The organism is Synechococcus sp. RS9909 (genome assembly GCF_014279595.1).
Classification (GTDB): Bacteria; Cyanobacteriota; Cyanobacteriia; order PCC-6307; family Cyanobiaceae; genus Synechococcus_C.
In genome coordinates this window covers 1,665,878-1,680,759 of sequence record NZ_CP047943.1, presented here as the reverse complement: position 1 = coordinate 1,680,759, position 14,882 = coordinate 1,665,878, and the positions used below count along the sequence as shown (strand labels likewise).

Here is a 14,882-nt window from a genome sequence, read left to right as displayed (position 1 = left end):
GCGGATGGGGAATGGTGGCGCTCGCTACATCACTGCCTCAGCATTGCCGCGATCGTTAATCTCTAATTCTTCACACTGAGGCTGGTGCTTGACCCTGCTGCAAACGCTCCCCACTGCTGAGATGCACGGTCAGGCCGGGCAGGGTCGCATTGAACCAAACAGCTTGCGCTTGCTCGCCAGCCTGGAATCGATGGCGGAAGTGGGTGGTCAGGAGGATGGTTCCGTCTGCCGTCGCGGTTTCACCCCTGCCGATCGCCAGGGGCGTGAACTGTTCAGCTCCTGGTTGCTGGAGGCCGGCTTGACGGTGCGGGTTGATGCGGCCGGCAACCTGATCGGTCGCCTCGAGGGCACCGAACCCAGCTTGCCCGCCCTGATGACCGGCTCCCATCTCGACACGGTGCCCACGGGTGGACGCTACGACGGCGCCCTGGGGGTGCTGGCCGGTCTGGAGGTGGTGCGCTGCCTGGGGGAGCGGGGCCTCCGCCTGCGCCATCCGCTGGAAGTGGTGGTGTTCGCCGATGAGGAGTCCACGATGGTGGGCTGCAAGGGAATGGCCGGTGTTGCCCCTGCCGACCCTGACGCCTATGCCACCAGCAATGGCGAATCGATCGAGCGCAATCTCGCCAGCATCGGTGGCGATTGGCATGCCCTGCCCCAGGCTCGCCGCGACGATCAGGCGATCGCAGCCTTTTTGGAGCTGCACGTGGAACAGGGGGGCGTGCTTGAGAATCGCGGTGACCTGATCGGCGTGGTGGAGGGGGTGGTCGGACAGCGCCGCTTCACGATTCGGGTGGAGGGTCAGGCCAACCATGCCGGCACCACCCCGATGGACCGGCGTCAGGACGCCCTGGTGGCGGCCGCCCAGGTGGTGCTGGCGGTGGAGCGCCTGGCTTCGGACCATCCCGGCGACCCCGTGGCCACCGTCGGTCGGCTCGATGTGTGGCCCAATGCGGCCAATGTGGTGTCGGGTGCGGTGACGCTCACGGTCGACATGCGCGATCTCGATGCCACGGTGCTCGATGCACTCGAAGCCGGCCTTGAGCAGGCCCTCGAGCAGATCCGTGCTCGCTCCGGCTGCCGCCTGGCGATGGAACCCCAGTTCGCGGTGGCCCCAACCCCGGCTGACCCCACCGTGATGGCAGCGATCCGCCAGGCCGCCGAACGGTTTGGCCTGCCCAGCAGCCGTCTGCCCAGCCGGGCCAGTCACGATGCCCAGGAGATCGGTCGTCGCTGGCCGATGGGCATGATCTTTGTGCCCAGCCATCGGGGCCTGAGCCATTCCGCCGCTGAATTCACCAGCCTGGATCAGTGCCAGGCAGGCACTGCCGTCTTGCTGGAAAGCCTGCGTCTGCTCGACCGCAGCCTGCATCCGGCGCCATGACCTTTTCGATCCTGGCCCGGGATCCCCACAACGGTCGCTTCGGCGTGGCCGTGGCCACCTGCCATCTTGCCGTTGGTTCCACCGTGCCCCACATCCGTGCCGGGGTTGGAGCGGTGGCCACCCAGGCCCACACCAACCCCTACCTCGGCATCTGCGGACTGGAGCGCCTGGAGCAGCACCAGAGCGCCTCAGTGGTGCTGAGCGGATTGCTCGCTGATGACCCCCAGGCGGAGCTGCGCCAGGTGCAGTTGATCGATGGCTCAGGTCACACCGCCGGCTGGACCGGCGACGCCTGCGGCGCCTGGGCAGGGCATCGCTGCCGCGACAACGTCGCTGTGGCCGGCAATCTGCTGGTGGGGGAGGAGGTGTTGCTGGCGATGGAGGCCGCGTTTCTGGCCTCCGATCCCAGCTGGAAGCTTGGGCGACGGCTGCTCCAGGCGCTGCGCGCCGGGGAAGATGCCGGGGGGGATCGGCGCGCGGAGCGCTCCACATCGGCGGCGCTGCAGGTGAGCGGCGAAGCGGCGTTCCCCTTGCTGGATCTGCGGGTGGATTTTCACGACGATGCCGTTGTGGAACTGGAGCGGATCTACGAGCGCAGTCAGATGCGCTGGGCCCAGCAATGGCGTCAGGAACTGCTGCAGCGACCCTCCCTGGATCGCACCCCGCTCAACCGCACGATCCCCCATCGGGCCAGCGCCGATCCGGCCAGCGAAGATCGGACGGTCGCCTGATCTGCCGATGGACTGGTTGCTGGAACCCCTGCGTCATGACTTCATGGTGCGTGCCCTGGTGGTGAGCGGCCTGGTGGGGGCCGTGTGCGGCCTGCTCTCCTGCTACATGACCCTGAAGGGTTGGGCCCTGATGGGGGATGCCGTCTCCCATGCGGTGCTGCCGGGTGTGGTGCTGGCTTACGCCCTTGGCTTGCCCTTTTCGCTTGGGGCTTTCGTGTTCGGTGTGGGTTCGGTGGCGGCGATCGGTTTCGTGAAGCAGAAATCGCGCATCAAGGAAGACACGGTGATCGGCCTGGTGTTCACGGGGTTTTTTGCCCTGGGGCTCGTGCTCGTGTCGAAGACCCGCAGCAACATCGATCTCACCCACATTCTCTTCGGCAATGTGTTGGGCATCTCCGCCGCTGACATTCAGCAGACCCTGCTGATTTCGGCGGTGGTGACGGCGGTGCTGCTGCTGTTGCGACGCGATCTGCTGCTGTTCTGTTTTGATCCCACCCATGCCCGTTCGATCGGGATCAACACCGGTGTGTTGCACTATCTGCTGCTCTCGATCCTGTCTCTGGCGGCGGTGGCTGGCCTCCAGACCGTGGGCATCATCCTGGTGGTGGCGATGCTGGTGACCCCGGGTGCCACCGCCTATTTGCTCACCGATCGTTTTGATCGCATGACCTGGCTGGCCGTGGGCAGCAGCGTGGTGTCGAGTCTGTTCGGGGTGTATCTCAGTTATTGGAGTGACAGCTCAACGGCCGGTTGCATCGTGTTGGTGCAGACGGGGTTGTTTCTGCTCGCCTTCCTGTTGGCGCCCGAGCACGGCGTGCTGCGGCGCCGGCAAGCCAACCTCTCCGCCTGATGGCGGCTTGGCATGACAATGGGGTGAAACTCTTGGCTCCCATGGTTCAGTCACCACTGGCGACCCTGCTGATCGCCCTGTCCCTCTGGTCTGCAGGCTTGCTGGCCGCACCCGGCCGTGCCCAACACACCAGTGGTGAGTCTTCCTCTGGCAGCGGTGCGGTGAAAGCGCTCTACGACACCAAGGCGGAGGCCGAGGCGGCAGCTCCTCTGTTCAACTGCAAGGGGGCCCATGCCATGGGCAGCAAGTGGATGCCCTGCAGTGCCCATGACCATGGTGGGAACGCCCAGTCCGGCCATTGAGTCCTGAGCTAGAACAGGGTGTCTCGGTTCCGGTGGGGATCAGCCACCGGAGGTAACGGGGAAAGATGGTGAAATTCCATCGCTGTCCCGCAGCTGTGAACCATCGGCCCAGGCCGGATGGCAGTCAGAACGCCCGCCGGGGTTTCCATCGACGAGGATCGACTTGAAGTTTTCCCACTGTTCCGGTGCCTCTCGCGGCATCGGTTTGATCGGGGTCAGTGCCCTGTTGCTGCTGAGCCTGGCCGGCCCCGCCCTCGCCCATCACCCCTTCGGCATGGCTGAGGGGGCTGAGCTCAATGCCTGGCAGGGCCTGGTGAGCGGCATCGGCCACCCCCTGCTGGGTCCCGACCATCTGCTCTTCCTGCTGGCGATCGGGTTCATCGGCCTGGGGCGTCCCGTGGCCTGGGTGTTGCCGTTGCTGGCCACCGGCTTGCTGGGGGCGGCCCTCACCCAGGTGATGCCCCTGTCCGCCGACCTGGCGCCGCAGGCGGAAGCGCTGGTGTCGCTGAGCCTGGCGATCGAAGGCCTGATCGCCCTGGGCAGCCTGCCCACCGCCTTGCTGATGCCCGTGATGGGTCTGCATGGCTATCTGCTCGGTGGCACGATCGTGGGGGCCGAACCCACGCCGTTGTTCGCCTATTTCCTCGGCCTGTTTCTCGGCCAGGGAGCTCTGCTTCTCGCCGTGTGCCTCGGTTCGAGGCGCTGGATTGCCGCGATCGGTGAGAACGGTCGACGTCTGGCAGCCGGCATCTGGATCGGCATGGGCGCCGCCTTCGCCTGGACGGCCCTGGTGGCCTGATCACTCCGCGTTGTTTTTCGGTGTTGTTTCTCGGTTTCATTCCCATGGTTTTCACGAACAATCGCCGACTGCTTCTGCCGGTCGGACTGACAGCCGCCCTGGTGGCCACGCTTGCGTCCCCCTCCGCCCAGGCCCACGGCGAGGCTTCCGGTGGCTTGCTCGCCGGTGTTGCCCACCCGCTGCTCGGACTCGATCACCTGGTGATGCTGGTGGCGGTCGGCACCGTTGCGGCGGCTCTTTCCACGCGCCTGTTGCTCTGGGCCCTGGCTGGTGCCCTGCTGGGTGCCGCGATCGGCTTCGGTGGTGTGACGGTTCCCGCCGCTGAAATCCTCGCTTCCCTGGCGATCGCTTCGGTGGGACTGGTGCTGTTGGCGCCCGCCCGTCTGGCCGCTGTGGCTGGTCCGTTGGTGGCGGGTGGCATCGCGATCCACGCCATGCTCCACGGCCTGGAAGCCCCCCGCGATCAGGGCAGCCTGCTCTGGTGGACCGGTGCCCTGCTGGCTTCTGCCCTGGTGGTGGGTGTGACCACCGTGTTGATGCAACGCCTTCCCGCCCCCCTGCTGCGTCGTGCCGGTGCTGTGTTTGTGGTGCTGGGCGGTGGCTTGCTGCTCCTGCCGGTGGCGATCAGCGCTTGATGGCGTTGCCCAGCGAGATCAGAGCAGGGCTGGATTGAGTCGACTGGGCCGATAGCTGAGCAGGAACGCTTCGTCTCCTGCTCGCACCGCCGTGATGCAATCAGTGCCGGTGTTCCAGACCCACACCTGCTGCATGGGGTGGCCTTCCGTTTCCACCGTGGTGCTCACCGGGGCGCCATAGCGCGAGCGCAGGCCAGCCAGCACCTCCGTCATCGCATCCGGCTCCAGCTCATAGGCGAGCTGTTGGAGCCCCCCATCGTTGAGCTGAAGCCGCAGGCGCGTCACGGGCAGCTCACCGATCGTCAAGCCATGGGCCTCAAGGGTGCGATCGCCCGCCTCGATGAGCGACACCCCGAGGCGGTTTTCCAGATGGGAGCGCTGCATGCCCCAATCCAGGCCTGGCACACAGGCCAACGCCGCGGTCGGCAGCGTCAGGGTCTGCAGCCAGCAGAGCAGACCGAGCACGACGGCGAGACAGTGCCGGGGGAGGGGAGGGATCAAGGTGCTGACGCCATTGTCTGGACGATACGGATGGCCAGGGGATCTGTCTCCGATCGGTTGTTGATGGCGGATCGATGGGCCTTCGGTGACAAATCGATGACAACTGCTGGTTGCGATCAACCCCGCTGAAGATTCCTGCCAACAATGTGACCAACACTGCGCTGTCGGTCATGCGCCTGCTTCTCTCCTTTGCCCTTGCTCTGCTCTGTGCTCTGTGGGCGCCACTGAGCGCCTCCGCTGCGGATGCCGCCCTGGGAGCGAAGGTGTTTTCCTCTAACTGTGCCGCCTGCCATGCCGGTGGGGGCAACATCGTTAACGGCGAGCGCACCCTCAGGCAGGCTGATCTGCAGGACTATCTGGCCCAGTATTCCAATGGTCATGAGAGCGCGATCGTCGCCCAGGTGACCTACGGCCGCAACGCCATGCCCGCATTCATCGATACGCTCACCGAAACTCAGATTTCTGATGTGGCGGCCTATGTGGAAGAGCAGGCCAGCAAGGGCTGGAGCTGAGGCTGCGGCGGAGCCTTGATGGTTCCCCTCTCCACAGCCTGGGCAATCTTTCAGGGCCTGTTGCTGGAGGCCCTGCCCTTTCTGTTGCTCGGTGTGGCCATCTCCGCCCTGGCGCGTTGGCTGCTGCCCCAGACCGGTTGGATCCGTCGGCTGCCGCGCCAGCCCTTGCTGGCCCCCGTGGTGGGCGCCCTGATGGGGTTTGCCCTGCCAGCCTGTGAGTGCGGCAACGTGCCGATCGCCCGGCGTCTGATTGCCAGTGGTGCGCCCCTCGGCACCGGCTTCGGCTTTCTGTTCGCCGCGCCGGTGCTCAACCCGATCGTGATCGCCAGCACCTGGGCGGCGTTTCCCGATCAACCCTGGCTACTGATCGCCCGGCCTTGCGGTGCCTTTCTGATCGCCATGGTGCTCACGTTCGTGTTGCGGCCTGTTCCCGAACACGCCCTGCTCACCGATGCTCTCCTGGAGGAGCGGCGTCTGAGCCAGCCTCTCGCCCAGGTGGGCCTGTTGGAGCGCCGCAGCGGCATGCTCGGCGCTTCTGCCATCGAGGCACAGGCGCCTCTGCCGGCACCGGCACAGGCCCGGCTGGCGCCTGCGGATCTGCTCGCCCACAGCAGCCGTGAGTTCCTCGATCTTCTCAGCCTGTTGGTTGTGGGTTGCGCAATCGCTGCCAGCGTGCAGACCTTTCTGCCCCGCAGCTGGCTTCTGGCCGTGGGGGAGGCGCCAACGCTCTCGATCCTCGCCCTGATGCTGATGGCGGTGGTGATTTCGGTGTGCTCCAGTGTGGATGCCTTCCTGGCCCTGGGCTTCGCGGCCCAGGTCACGCCCGGGGCCCTGCTCGCCTTTCTGCTCCTGGGGCCGGTGGTGGATCTCAAGCTCGCTGGCTTGTTCACGGTGGTGCTCAAGCCCCGGGCGATTGCGATCACGGCGGTGGCGGCGGCGATGGTGGTGCTGCTGATGGGGCAATGGGTCAATGGGCTGCTGCTGTGAGGGTGCTGGCGGCGATGCTTCCCTCCCTGCTGCTGGCGCTCTGGGGCTGGTTGTTGTTCTGGAGTGGTTGGTCCGGCCGTTTGTCGTTGCTTCTGCGCGAAGCCTTCCATCCCCTGGTGAGCCTGGCCGGTGCCCTGCTGCTTCTCCTCGCTGTGCTCTGGTGGCTGCCTCTGGGGTGGCGTCGCCCGCCGGCTCTGCGCCTGCGCGCCGGTGGAGCGGTGCCCTGGCACTGGGTGTTGAGCGCTGGTGCGGCAGCTGCCGTGCTGGCGTTTCCACCGGCCCCCTCCTTCAGCGACCTGGCGGCCACCCGGCCCACGGCCCTGCCCGACGGACCGGTTTTGATCTTTCATCTGCCCCCGGAGCAGCGCAGCCTCACCGAATGGGTGCGTCTGTTGCGTAGTCAGCCCGACCCCGCCCTGCATGACGGGGCGCCAGTGCGCATCAGTGGATTCGTGCTGGAGCGTGCCGGTGAGCCGCCCCAGCTGGCGCGTTTGCTGGTGCGCTGTTGTCTGGCTGATGCGACGCCGGCCGGGCTGGATGTGGCCTGGCCCGGTGGGGTGGCGCCAGCGGTGAATCAATGGCTGGAGATTGATGGCACCATGACCGTGAAGAGCGTGGCGGGTCGACAGCGACCGGTGGTGGTGCCGGAGCGGATCACGCCGATTCCGCGACCGGAGCGGCCCCTGGAGCCATGACACGAACGCTGTGGCTTCTGCTGATCGGTGCGGCCGGGCTGGCGACCGTCCAGCAGCAGTTCCTGCTGCGCCAGCCGCCCCATCTGGAAAGCATCGCGCCGGCGCCGGTGCATTCCGCTGCTGCAGCGTTGGATCTGCGCTTCAGCCGACCGATGCGCTTCGCGTCCGTGCTGCAGGACAGTCGGCTGCAGCCCGACCGTCCCCATCGCTTTCAGGGGGAGCAACGGCTGCTGCGTTTGCTGCTTGATCTGGAGCAGCCGCTGCGTCAGCCCTTGCGGCTTCAGTTGGGCGGAGACGACAACCGCGGCCTCGCTCTGCCCACAACGGCCTGGTGGTGGGATCCACGCCCCCATCTGCTGGCGGTGGCCCGCACGCGCCAGGGGGAACAACTGCGGCTGCGTCGCCATGACGGCACCTGGATGCCCCTCAGCGGCATGCATCCGCGCATCCTGCAGGTGGAGCCTCTCGGTCAGGGGGCTGGCGTGGCCTACGTCAGCGCCGATGCCCAGGGCTATCAACAGGGTTGGCTGCAACGGTTGCAACCCCGGTCGCTGGTGCCGGCCCCGGAGCGTCCCGCGTTTCCGGTGCGGGGGCAGACGGTCCCGCTCACAGCCCCTGCCCAGATGTTTGTGCACCTGAGCGCCGACCGCCAGGGGGATCTGCTGATCCAGACCGGTGGTCAGGAGCCAGACAGTGATCAGGTGACTCTGCGCGAGCGCACTGGGCGTCGTGTGGATCTCGCTGTGCAACCCTCCGGCACGATGCAGCTGCTGCCGAGCGGTGGCGCCGTGGTGCTGCCGACCGATAACGGTCTGGCCCTGGCTTCGCTGGAGGCGCTGCAGTCGGCGGAAGGTGGCACGGAGCGGCGGCAGCTCCTGCCTGGCAGCCGGGATCTGCGCGCCTTCTGCAGTGGTGCCGGACGGGCCGTGTTGGTGCGTCACTGGCCCGACTACCGGCGCTCCCTGGAGCTGGTGATTCCGTCGCAGGCTCCCCGGCAGCTCTGGTTGGGGGAGCAGGCGGTGATGGCGGCCAGCTGTGATGCGATGGGCACCCGCATCTGGGTGGTGCTGCGCGAGGGGGGCGGGCAGGGCACGGATACCCTGCTGCAGCTGGATGCGCAGGGAACGGTGCAGGCTCGGCGTTCTCTGGCGCCATGGTCGCTGGAGAGCGGTGCATCCCTTGGCTTCGATCCGGTGGGGCAACAGCTGTTGCTCACCCTGCGCAAGGGCCCACAGGGAGCGGCCCAACCGGCCTTGGTGAAGCTGGCGGGGCTCCAGCTCAACGTGCTCGATTCCCCGGTGGCGTTGGCCCGCTGGCTGCCTTAAAGCAAGCCGCGGTGCCGCACCAGTCGCTGAATCATCGCCCAGGAGCCGAGGGTCACCTTGATGGCCACCAGGGCGTTGAGCAGCGGGATCCAGCCGCCGCTGAACAGGGCACCGAAACGCCCCTGGGGCAGGTCGAGCCCGGCCAGGGAGGCCGCGGCGATCAGGATGAACACCACCACGGCAACTTTTTCGAGCCAATCGGCCCGCCAGCGCAGATAGATCTCTTCGTAGCGTTCGGCGCCGCCGCTGATCAACAGCAGGCCGATCGCGGTGCCGCCCGCCACGCCTGCCGCGAAGCCGCCGCCGGGGCTGAGGTGACCACGCAGGGCCAGTTCCACGGCGATCAGGGCGGCCACGGTGGATCCCACCTCGCAGAGCACCCGCGATGGCGCATCCACCATGCCACGCACCCTCAGGCGCTGGGGTTCGCCGCTCAGCACCTGGCGCACGCCGCTGGCGGCCAGGGTGAACACCACCACTTCCGCCACCGTGTCGAACAGGCGGGTCTGCAGGATCACCCCCGACACGAGATTGGGCACCCCGGTCTGTTGCCGGATCGTTTCGATCGTGGTGGTGATGCCATCCACCGAAGGCAGTGCGCTCTGCAGGGGGGCCGCGAACAGGGCGATCGCAGCCAGCAGATAGATCCAGATCCAGTTCATGCTGTTGCGTCCTCCTGGAGGCGGAGGCTGCCGCCAAGGGCCTGCCAGCGTTCGAATCCCGGTGAGTTCCGCAGGCGTCGTGCCAGGGCGGCCCGGGTGAGCACCAGGGTGCGGCCCTCCTCGAGCCAGCCATGACGCACCCTGGTCTGGCCGCTGATGTTGTCGGCGCTGGTCATCAGCCGGAGCCGGAGATGCAGGGGGCTGATCCACTGCAGCAACTCCTCGTCTTCGCTGCCGGCTTGCTGGCGCCGGTCATCGAGGCGCAGGGTCATCGAGGAGCGCATCGCCACCGCGTAGAGGGTGGTGGAGAGCAAGGTGCCCACCAGGGCTTCGGTGAGGGCTACATCCACGGCGCCGAGCAGGGCGTAGAGCATGGTGGAGAGGGAGCCGAGAATGCCGCGCAGCATCAGGCTCTGCCACGGGCTCGACTGACTCACCAACAGCAGGGCACAGAGGGGAAGCAGGGCCGTGATCGGCAGCAGCACATCCAGCTGTCCCTGCAGGCTGAGCGAGGTCGTCATCGGCTTCGGGGGGTCTGGGAGGAGCTGGCGAGCACGTAGCCGAAGATCGTGTTCCAGAGCATCAGGCCGATCAGCGCCAGCAGCAGCAGGGGCCAGAGATCAGCGCGGCGCAGCCAGAGGCCTGCGAGCATCAGGGCCGAGCCAAGTGTGTCGGCCACCGAGAGGCGATGCAGCTTCACCAGCAGGCTGCGCTGCTGCAGCAGGGGCCAGGTGCCCCAGAACCACATCAGCAGGCCGAGGCTGAGCAGGAACAGGCTGAGGGGATGGAGCCAGGCGTGCATCAGGTTTCCACCTCCCGCAGCAGATGGGCGAGCAGCATCATGCCGGCGTTGCCGGCGCTGAGGGCGATCGCACCCACCAGGGCGAGCATCCGCTCGTCCCGGATCACCGCCACCACCAGGATGATCATCGCCACCTTGGTTGACACGCTGGCGAAGGCCGCTAATCGATCCCAGGCGGGAATCGGTCGCACCATCACCGTGATCGGCACCAGCAGGGCCAGCACCATGCCCCAGAGCAGCAGCGTCATGGTTCCTGCTCCTCGAGGCCGCTGCTCGGCTGCAGCTGATGGATGCGGTAGGTGGGGCCATCGGGCCCGGCGCTGACCCCGAGCACCAGGGTGAAGGGCGTGAGCGTGATCGCAAACACCTCAAGGAAGATCGCTGCCGCGGTGCGGGTGCCGCTTGAGGGCCGCTCCAGCCACTGTTCCGTTTCCGCCGGCGCCAGCATCAGCCGAAAGGCTTCGGCATAGGCATGGGGGATGGCGGCGACCGCCTGAACCAGCGCCCGCAGCAAGGACAGCAGATCGCTGCGTCCGCGCCGTTGGGGCAACAACACGGTCACGATCGCGCCGATGAGCAGGTTCAGGCCGGAGCGATCGCCGGTGAGCAGAAACCAGAGCAGCAGGCGGAAGAGGCAGCTGAGCAACCAGGTCATCGCGGCCACCCTCCCGGCAGGCTCAGGAGCAGGCCGCTGCCCATCAAGCCCAGCCCTCCGATCAGGTGTTCCAGGCGTTCGAGCACAAAAGGAGGGGCGGTGCTGGGAGTGCCGGTTGGAGCCTGGCGTTGGTGCTGCAGCAGCTGATGGAGCAGCAGGCCTGCTGCCAGGTTCGCGCCGAGCCAGAGCCACTTGGTGGGCAACAGCAGGGGGGTGAGGGAGGTGGGCCGGAGCAGGGGCAGCCACAACAGCGCCAGCAGCAGCACCACTCCCGCCGACCAGCCCCGGTCGCCTGCGGCGGTCACTAGGGCCAGCTCCCCCGGCGCGTCGGCTGCGCCGCCCCGGCTCCAGAGACGGGCATACGCCGCGATCGCCAGGATCGCGATCAGGCTGAGCAGGGGCGCGAGCCAGGGGCCGGCGAGGGAGGGAGTGCCGGTTTTGGCCAGGGCGCCGATCAGGGGCGGCAGACCGGCGAGGGAGAGGGGGGCAAGCCAGAAGGCGAGACGCTGATCCGGGCGGCAGTTCCCGAGGTTCCAGTGGGCCAGCGCCCGGGTGGGCAGCTGGCGGCAACTGAGAAAGAGCGCGGCCTTGGCCAGCCCATGGGCCAGGCCGAAGAGGCCGGCGCTGGCGGGCATCAACACCAGCAATCCCATCTGCGACAGGGTGCTCCAGGCCAGTAACCGCTTCACATCGGTGCAGATCAGACCGGCGATCACACCGAGCAGAGCACTGGCCAATCCCACCGTGCCGATGCGCAGGGCCAGCGGCTCATTCAGGAGGCTGAAGCGCACCAGGGGGATCACCCCGGCGGTCACGACCGAGCCTGAAAGCAGGGCTGAGATCGGTGCTGCGGCTGCCGCATGGGTGGCAGGCAGCCAGAACCCGTTCAGGAACAGGCCTCCCTTGGTGAAAAGGCCGATCAGCAGGAACACGTGCCCGGCACAGAGGGGCAGCGAGGCGGCCTCGCTGAGGCCGAAGCTTTCCGTCTGGGCATAGAGCAAGGCTGCACCCACCAGGTAGAGGGTCATGGCAGTGTTGCCGAACAGCAGATAGCGCAGGCCGATCCAGAGGTTGGTGTCGGTTTCGGAGAGGATGAGCAGAAAGGCGGCGATGCTGATCACCTCCAGGGTCACGTAAAGGCTGATCAGGTCGGTCACCACCGCGGCACCGCCAAGGCCACCCAGCAGCACGAGCATCAGGGTGAGTTGGCTGGCCCGTTGCGGTCGGCTCCAGCCATCGAGCAACACGGCGCAAAACACCAGGCCATCGAGAAGCAGAAACCAACCCGCCAGAGGGTCGATGGACAGCTTCACGCCGAGGGGGCCGAGCCAGGCCAGCAGCTGCGGGCTGCTGCTGAGGATCGCCTTCAGGCCAAGCCCGGCACTGCTGAGGCTGCAGGCGAGCAACAAGGGCCGCCCCAGGAAGGGCAGCAGGGCATTGAGAAAGGCGGCCAGGTAGGGGCCCAGCAGGGCGGTGATGGGGAGAGCAAGTGGGCTCATTCTTCAAAGCTCTCCGGTTCCAGGCAGGGATCCACAGCCGACAGGCGGCTGATCACCACCAGCAGCAGGGCCTGAATCGAAAGGCCGATCACGATGGCCGTGAGGATCACCGCCTGGGGAATCGGGTCGGCGTTCTGCAGCAGGGCCTGGGTGAGGGGTTGGTCGGCCGTGGGGAGGATCGGACTGCGCAGTCCGGTGCGGGCAGCCAGCAGCACAAAAAGGGCGACCACGGCGCTGCCGAGCACATCCATCGCCAGCACTTTCTGGATCAGGTTTTTGCGCAGCAGCAGCCCGCAGAAGCCGATCAGGGCCGTGAGCAAGATCAACAGTTCCAGGAGCCGGATCGCAGCCATCAACGTTCAGCCCTGCGGGAACCCTTGTGCTGCATGACGTTAGATGCGGCAACGCAGCGGATGCCCCGAGCTGGGGTCCCGGGCTGCCCGTGGTGACACTTCATCACGGCATCGGCTTGCGCAGCTGCTTCCGCGCCGTGCGGGCGTGACAATGAACCCGGTTTTCATTTCACCCATGCGTGTTCTGCTCGGTGCCGCCCTGGCCCTTCTGATCGGTCTCCTTTCACCCGTGGCTGCGTTCGCGGCCGATGCCGCCCATGGTGCCCAGATCTTCTCCGCCAACTGTGCGGCCTGCCATATCGGTGGCGGCAACGTGGTGAATGCGGAGCGCACCCTGAAGCAGGCCGATCTGGATGCCTACCTCAGCGGCTATGGCGAAGGTCACGAAGCAGCGATTGCCGCCCAGGTGACCAAAGGCAAAAACGCCATGCCCTCCTTCCTCGGCAAGCTGAGCGACACCGACATTGCCGATGTGGCGGCCTATGTGGAGCAGCAGGCAGGCAACGGCTGGACCTGAGCCTGCTCAGAACAGGAACTGGGTTTTCACCAAGCCACCGAACTGGTTGAACGTGTCGCCAGTGGGTGTGTCCTGGCCGTAAGGACGAGACAGATAGAAGAGTGCGGGGGTGATGCTGATGTTGTCCGTCACCTGGAACTGATACCACCACTCCCACACATAATTGCCGTCGCGTGGTGTGTCCCCGGATTCCAGGGCAGTTGCGAACACCGGTTGGCCGACAGCCATGCCGGCGTTGTTGCCTCGGATGAACACGTCGGTCCAGTTGAGCCCCACACTCCAGGATTGGCTGGTGGTGACCAAGCGGCTGGCATCCACACTCGGATCGTTGTAAACGCTGCCGTTGTAGGAGGTGGAGTTGATGCCCCAGCCGGCGCTGATGGAGGGCACCCAGCCGCTCTCTTCCGGTTGCCAGTAGCCGCTGAGGGCAAAGGCTGAGGTGGTGCCTTTGTTGGTGAAGCTCTCCAGAGCAAAGGTGGTGCCGTACACAATGATGTCGTTCCCGTTCTGGATCGACGAATAGAGAGCGGCCAGTCCCCAGGTGTCGCTCTGGTAGCCGATCTGCACGGTGCCGGTTCCGCCCGATCCGTTGGTGGCGATGCCGCCTTCGTTGGGGTTGCTGCTGTTGCCATTGGCGGCCACATAGTTGGCGGTGACGCTGAAGCCGTTGGTGGTCCAGGTGATGCCGGCGCCTGCTCCCAGGTTTTTGTTGTAGGCCGCTGGCGCCCCGTTGAGGGTGAGCACATCGAGCACGGTGCTGCTGGGATACACGCTGGGCCAGATGCCAAGCATGTCTTCCTGGCCAACGCTGCCGCCAGCCGTCAGCACGATGGTGTCACCGAGAGGGAAGGTGTAAAAGAGCTTGTCGATCACGACAAAATTCGGCGTGTCTCCCTCCTGGAAGGCGACTTCGAGCTGGGAGAGTGGGCTCGGACCACCGCCGCCGAAGGCATTGGTGCCACCATCGAAGTTGCCGGCGCGCAGCACGGCGATCAGGTTGTCTTTGCCGGTGAAGCTGGTGTTGAAGACCAGCTGTTGGTCGTAGTTGAAGCTGGTGGCTCCGTAGTCCTTGTTCGCTCGGGTGGCATTGGCTTCATCCAGGATTCCCTTGGCATTCCCCCCAAAGCTGTTGGCACCCACCACAAAGGTGGTCTGCCCTGACAGCTTGGTGGTGGTGGAGAACTGGGTTGCTTCCAGTTCGCCCACGTTGGCTTCGAGGCCATCGACGCGGCCCTTGAGGATGGCGAGTTCCTTCTCGAATTCCTTGATCAGGCGCTTGAGCTCATCGGTCACTTCGGTGACGCGATCGAGACAGGCGTTCAGCAGGGCGGCCGCTTCAAAGCGGGTCATGGCGCGCTGACCGCGGTAGGTGCCGTTGGGATATCCGGCAACGCAGCCATAGCGCTCGATCAGGTTGCTCAGAGCCTGGTAGGCCCAGTCGGTCGGATAAACGTCAGAAAACTGGGTGATGCTGGTGACCTGCTCGAGGCTGTTGGATGACCGGCTGTTGGGTGACGAGCTGCTGGCGTAGTCGGAAACGCCACGGATGTTTAGCGGTCTAGCGTTCAGCTCAGCGGCGCTCGCGGGTTTGCTGGCGTCAACAGCCAGTGGAGCCAGCAGGCCCAGGGCTGCAGGCGCCACCAGCAGGTGCTGGAAGATGTTCATTCAGAGGCCCT

The 14,882-nt window shown here is 66.2% G+C and carries 20 protein-coding genes and 1 riboswitch; of the genes, 11 read left to right on the top strand and 9 right to left on the bottom strand.

Translation table 11 applies throughout. From position 1 onward, the window contains the following. Window positions 1-88: 88 nt before the first annotated feature. The 6 genes from SynRS9909_RS08670 to SynRS9909_RS08645 all read left to right on the top strand — a co-directional run bounded on the left by SynRS9909_RS08670 (window position 89) and on the right by SynRS9909_RS08645 (window position 4,698). Window positions 89-1,381 (top strand): Zn-dependent hydrolase, encoded by a 1,293-nt coding sequence (locus SynRS9909_RS08670; protein ID WP_007102136.1) that lies wholly within the window; start codon window positions 89-91, stop codon window positions 1,379-1,381. Then, window positions 1,378-2,112, top strand: a complete 735-nt coding sequence (locus SynRS9909_RS08665; protein WP_007102137.1) for a DUF1028 domain-containing protein — start codon at window positions 1,378-1,380, stop codon at window positions 2,110-2,112. Before SynRS9909_RS08670 ends, SynRS9909_RS08665 begins: the two co-directional genes overlap by 4 nt. 7 nt (window positions 2,113-2,119) lie before the next feature. Continuing rightward, complete coding sequence (locus tag SynRS9909_RS08660; RefSeq protein WP_007102138.1) at window positions 2,120-2,962, top strand: metal ABC transporter permease; 843 nt, start codon at window positions 2,120-2,122, stop codon at window positions 2,960-2,962. A gap of 41 nt (window positions 2,963-3,003) precedes the next feature. Then, entirely contained in the window at window positions 3,004-3,264 is a 261-nt protein-coding gene (locus SynRS9909_RS08655; protein ID WP_083774527.1) for a DUF3721 domain-containing protein, read from the top strand. A 7-nt stretch (window positions 3,265-3,271) separates the two neighbouring features. Further along, a riboswitch (cobalamin riboswitch) is annotated at window positions 3,272-3,420 on the top strand. A 7-nt stretch (window positions 3,421-3,427) separates the two neighbouring features. Beyond that, on the top strand, window positions 3,428-4,063 hold the full coding sequence (locus tag SynRS9909_RS08650; RefSeq protein WP_007102140.1) for a HupE/UreJ family protein: 636 nt from the start codon (window positions 3,428-3,430) through the stop codon (window positions 4,061-4,063). A gap of 44 nt (window positions 4,064-4,107) precedes the next feature. Beyond that, on the top strand, window positions 4,108-4,698 hold the full coding sequence (locus tag SynRS9909_RS08645; RefSeq protein ID WP_038001947.1) for a HupE/UreJ family protein: 591 nt from the start codon (window positions 4,108-4,110) through the stop codon (window positions 4,696-4,698). A gap of 18 nt (window positions 4,699-4,716) precedes the next feature. Here SynRS9909_RS08645 and SynRS9909_RS08640 read toward each other — a convergent pair whose 3' ends face one another. Next, a complete protein-coding gene (locus SynRS9909_RS08640) occupies window positions 4,717-5,199 on the bottom strand; it encodes a hypothetical protein (RefSeq protein WP_038001242.1) in 483 nt (160 codons plus the stop codon). Window positions 5,200-5,369: 170 nt separating this feature from the next. Here SynRS9909_RS08640 and SynRS9909_RS08635 point away from each other — a divergent pair, with 170 nt between their 5' ends. From SynRS9909_RS08635 to SynRS9909_RS08620, 4 genes are read left to right on the top strand one after another with little or no spacing between them, the layout of a single operon-like run. Continuing rightward, window positions 5,370-5,711, top strand: a complete 342-nt coding sequence (locus SynRS9909_RS08635) for a c-type cytochrome (RefSeq protein ID WP_038001948.1) — start codon at window positions 5,370-5,372, stop codon at window positions 5,709-5,711. An 18-nt stretch (window positions 5,712-5,729) separates the two neighbouring features. Next, window positions 5,730-6,698 (top strand): permease, encoded by a 969-nt coding sequence (locus SynRS9909_RS08630; protein WP_007102144.1) that lies wholly within the window; start codon window positions 5,730-5,732, stop codon window positions 6,696-6,698. Continuing rightward, on the top strand, window positions 6,674-7,393 hold the full coding sequence (locus SynRS9909_RS08625; RefSeq protein ID WP_007102145.1) for a TIGR03943 family protein: 720 nt from the start codon (window positions 6,674-6,676) through the stop codon (window positions 7,391-7,393). Before SynRS9909_RS08630 ends, SynRS9909_RS08625 begins: the two co-directional genes overlap by 25 nt. After that, the gene (locus tag SynRS9909_RS08620; protein WP_007102146.1) at window positions 7,390-8,718 is read left to right on the top strand and encodes a hypothetical protein; all 1,329 of its coding nucleotides are present in this window, start codon (window positions 7,390-7,392) and stop codon (window positions 8,716-8,718) included. Before SynRS9909_RS08625 ends, SynRS9909_RS08620 begins: the two co-directional genes overlap by 4 nt. Here the strand turns inward: SynRS9909_RS08620 and SynRS9909_RS08615 are convergent. From SynRS9909_RS08615 to SynRS9909_RS08585, 7 genes are read right to left on the bottom strand one after another with little or no spacing between them, the layout of a single operon-like run. Further along, a complete protein-coding gene (locus SynRS9909_RS08615) occupies window positions 8,715-9,380 on the bottom strand; it encodes a Na(+)/H(+) antiporter subunit B (protein ID WP_007102147.1) in 666 nt (221 codons plus the stop codon). The genes SynRS9909_RS08620 and SynRS9909_RS08615 overlap by 4 nt on opposite strands. Next, the gene (locus SynRS9909_RS08610; protein WP_007102148.1) at window positions 9,377-9,901 is read right to left on the bottom strand and encodes a hydrogenase subunit MbhD domain-containing protein; all 525 of its coding nucleotides are present in this window, start codon (window positions 9,899-9,901) and stop codon (window positions 9,377-9,379) included. Before SynRS9909_RS08610 ends, SynRS9909_RS08615 begins: the two co-directional genes overlap by 4 nt. Further along, window positions 9,898-10,182, bottom strand: a complete 285-nt coding sequence (locus SynRS9909_RS08605) for a monovalent cation/H(+) antiporter subunit G (protein WP_007102149.1) — start codon at window positions 10,180-10,182, stop codon at window positions 9,898-9,900. The genes SynRS9909_RS08610 and SynRS9909_RS08605 overlap by 4 nt, the downstream gene beginning before the upstream one ends. Further along, window positions 10,182-10,430: a hypothetical protein gene (locus SynRS9909_RS08600; RefSeq protein WP_007102150.1), complete on the bottom strand. Its 249-nt coding sequence runs from the start codon at window positions 10,428-10,430 to the stop codon at window positions 10,182-10,184. Before SynRS9909_RS08600 ends, SynRS9909_RS08605 begins: the two co-directional genes overlap by 1 nt. Then, window positions 10,427-10,837, bottom strand: a complete 411-nt coding sequence (locus tag SynRS9909_RS08595; protein WP_007102151.1) for a Na+/H+ antiporter subunit E — start codon at window positions 10,835-10,837, stop codon at window positions 10,427-10,429. The genes SynRS9909_RS08600 and SynRS9909_RS08595 overlap by 4 nt, the downstream gene beginning before the upstream one ends. Then, window positions 10,834-12,336, bottom strand: a complete 1,503-nt coding sequence (locus SynRS9909_RS08590) for a proton-conducting transporter membrane subunit (protein ID WP_007102152.1) — start codon at window positions 12,334-12,336, stop codon at window positions 10,834-10,836. The genes SynRS9909_RS08595 and SynRS9909_RS08590 overlap by 4 nt, the downstream gene beginning before the upstream one ends. After that, window positions 12,333-12,689, bottom strand: coding sequence for a cation:proton antiporter subunit C (locus tag SynRS9909_RS08585; RefSeq protein WP_007102153.1), 357 nt, complete (start codon window positions 12,687-12,689; stop codon window positions 12,333-12,335). The genes SynRS9909_RS08590 and SynRS9909_RS08585 overlap by 4 nt, the downstream gene beginning before the upstream one ends. Window positions 12,690-12,864: 175 nt before the next feature. Between SynRS9909_RS08585 and SynRS9909_RS08580 the strand changes: the two genes are divergently transcribed. Continuing rightward, window positions 12,865-13,206, top strand: a complete 342-nt coding sequence (locus SynRS9909_RS08580) for a c-type cytochrome (RefSeq protein ID WP_038001246.1) — start codon at window positions 12,865-12,867, stop codon at window positions 13,204-13,206. Window positions 13,207-13,212: 6 nt separating this feature from the next. Here SynRS9909_RS08580 and SynRS9909_RS08575 read toward each other — a convergent pair whose 3' ends face one another. Beyond that, window positions 13,213-14,871 carry an iron uptake porin gene (locus tag SynRS9909_RS08575; RefSeq protein ID WP_007102155.1) on the bottom strand — a complete coding sequence of 553 codons (1,659 nt, stop codon included), beginning with the start codon at window positions 14,869-14,871 and terminating at the stop codon, window positions 13,213-13,215. Window positions 14,872-14,882: the final 11 nt, after the last annotated feature.

What these genes read in the sequence shown, in the direction of transcription:
- SynRS9909_RS08590 (WP_007102152.1), bottom strand. Translation starts at nt 12,336, where the DNA reads ATGAGCCCACTTGCTCTCCCCATCACCGCCCTGCTGGGCCCCTACCTG.
- SynRS9909_RS08575 (WP_007102155.1), bottom strand. Translation starts at nt 14,871, where the DNA reads ATGAACATCTTCCAGCACCTGCTGGTGGCGCCTGCAGCCCTGGGCCTG.
- SynRS9909_RS08615 (WP_007102147.1), bottom strand. Translation starts at nt 9,380, where the DNA reads ATGAACTGGATCTGGATCTATCTGCTGGCTGCGATCGCCCTGTTCGCG.
- SynRS9909_RS08630 (WP_007102144.1), top strand. Translation starts at nt 5,730, where the DNA reads ATGGTTCCCCTCTCCACAGCCTGGGCAATCTTTCAGGGCCTGTTGCTG.
- SynRS9909_RS08655 (WP_083774527.1), top strand. Translation starts at nt 3,004, where the DNA reads ATGGTTCAGTCACCACTGGCGACCCTGCTGATCGCCCTGTCCCTCTGG.
- SynRS9909_RS08585 (WP_007102153.1), bottom strand. Translation starts at nt 12,689, where the DNA reads ATGGCTGCGATCCGGCTCCTGGAACTGTTGATCTTGCTCACGGCCCTG.
- SynRS9909_RS08665 (WP_007102137.1), top strand. Translation starts at nt 1,378, where the DNA reads ATGACCTTTTCGATCCTGGCCCGGGATCCCCACAACGGTCGCTTCGGC.
- SynRS9909_RS08605 (WP_007102149.1), bottom strand. Translation starts at nt 10,182, where the DNA reads ATGCACGCCTGGCTCCATCCCCTCAGCCTGTTCCTGCTCAGCCTCGGC.
- SynRS9909_RS08625 (WP_007102145.1), top strand. Translation starts at nt 6,674, where the DNA reads ATGGGTCAATGGGCTGCTGCTGTGAGGGTGCTGGCGGCGATGCTTCCC.
- SynRS9909_RS08610 (WP_007102148.1), bottom strand. Translation starts at nt 9,901, where the DNA reads ATGACGACCTCGCTCAGCCTGCAGGGACAGCTGGATGTGCTGCTGCCG.
- SynRS9909_RS08645 (WP_038001947.1), top strand. Translation starts at nt 4,108, where the DNA reads ATGGTTTTCACGAACAATCGCCGACTGCTTCTGCCGGTCGGACTGACA.
- SynRS9909_RS08580 (WP_038001246.1), top strand. Translation starts at nt 12,865, where the DNA reads ATGCGTGTTCTGCTCGGTGCCGCCCTGGCCCTTCTGATCGGTCTCCTT.
- SynRS9909_RS08595 (WP_007102151.1), bottom strand. Translation starts at nt 10,837, where the DNA reads ATGACCTGGTTGCTCAGCTGCCTCTTCCGCCTGCTGCTCTGGTTTCTG.
- SynRS9909_RS08660 (WP_007102138.1), top strand. Translation starts at nt 2,120, where the DNA reads ATGGACTGGTTGCTGGAACCCCTGCGTCATGACTTCATGGTGCGTGCC.
- SynRS9909_RS08635 (WP_038001948.1), top strand. Translation starts at nt 5,370, where the DNA reads ATGCGCCTGCTTCTCTCCTTTGCCCTTGCTCTGCTCTGTGCTCTGTGG.
- SynRS9909_RS08600 (WP_007102150.1), bottom strand. Translation starts at nt 10,430, where the DNA reads ATGACGCTGCTGCTCTGGGGCATGGTGCTGGCCCTGCTGGTGCCGATC.
- SynRS9909_RS08620 (WP_007102146.1), top strand. Translation starts at nt 7,390, where the DNA reads ATGACACGAACGCTGTGGCTTCTGCTGATCGGTGCGGCCGGGCTGGCG.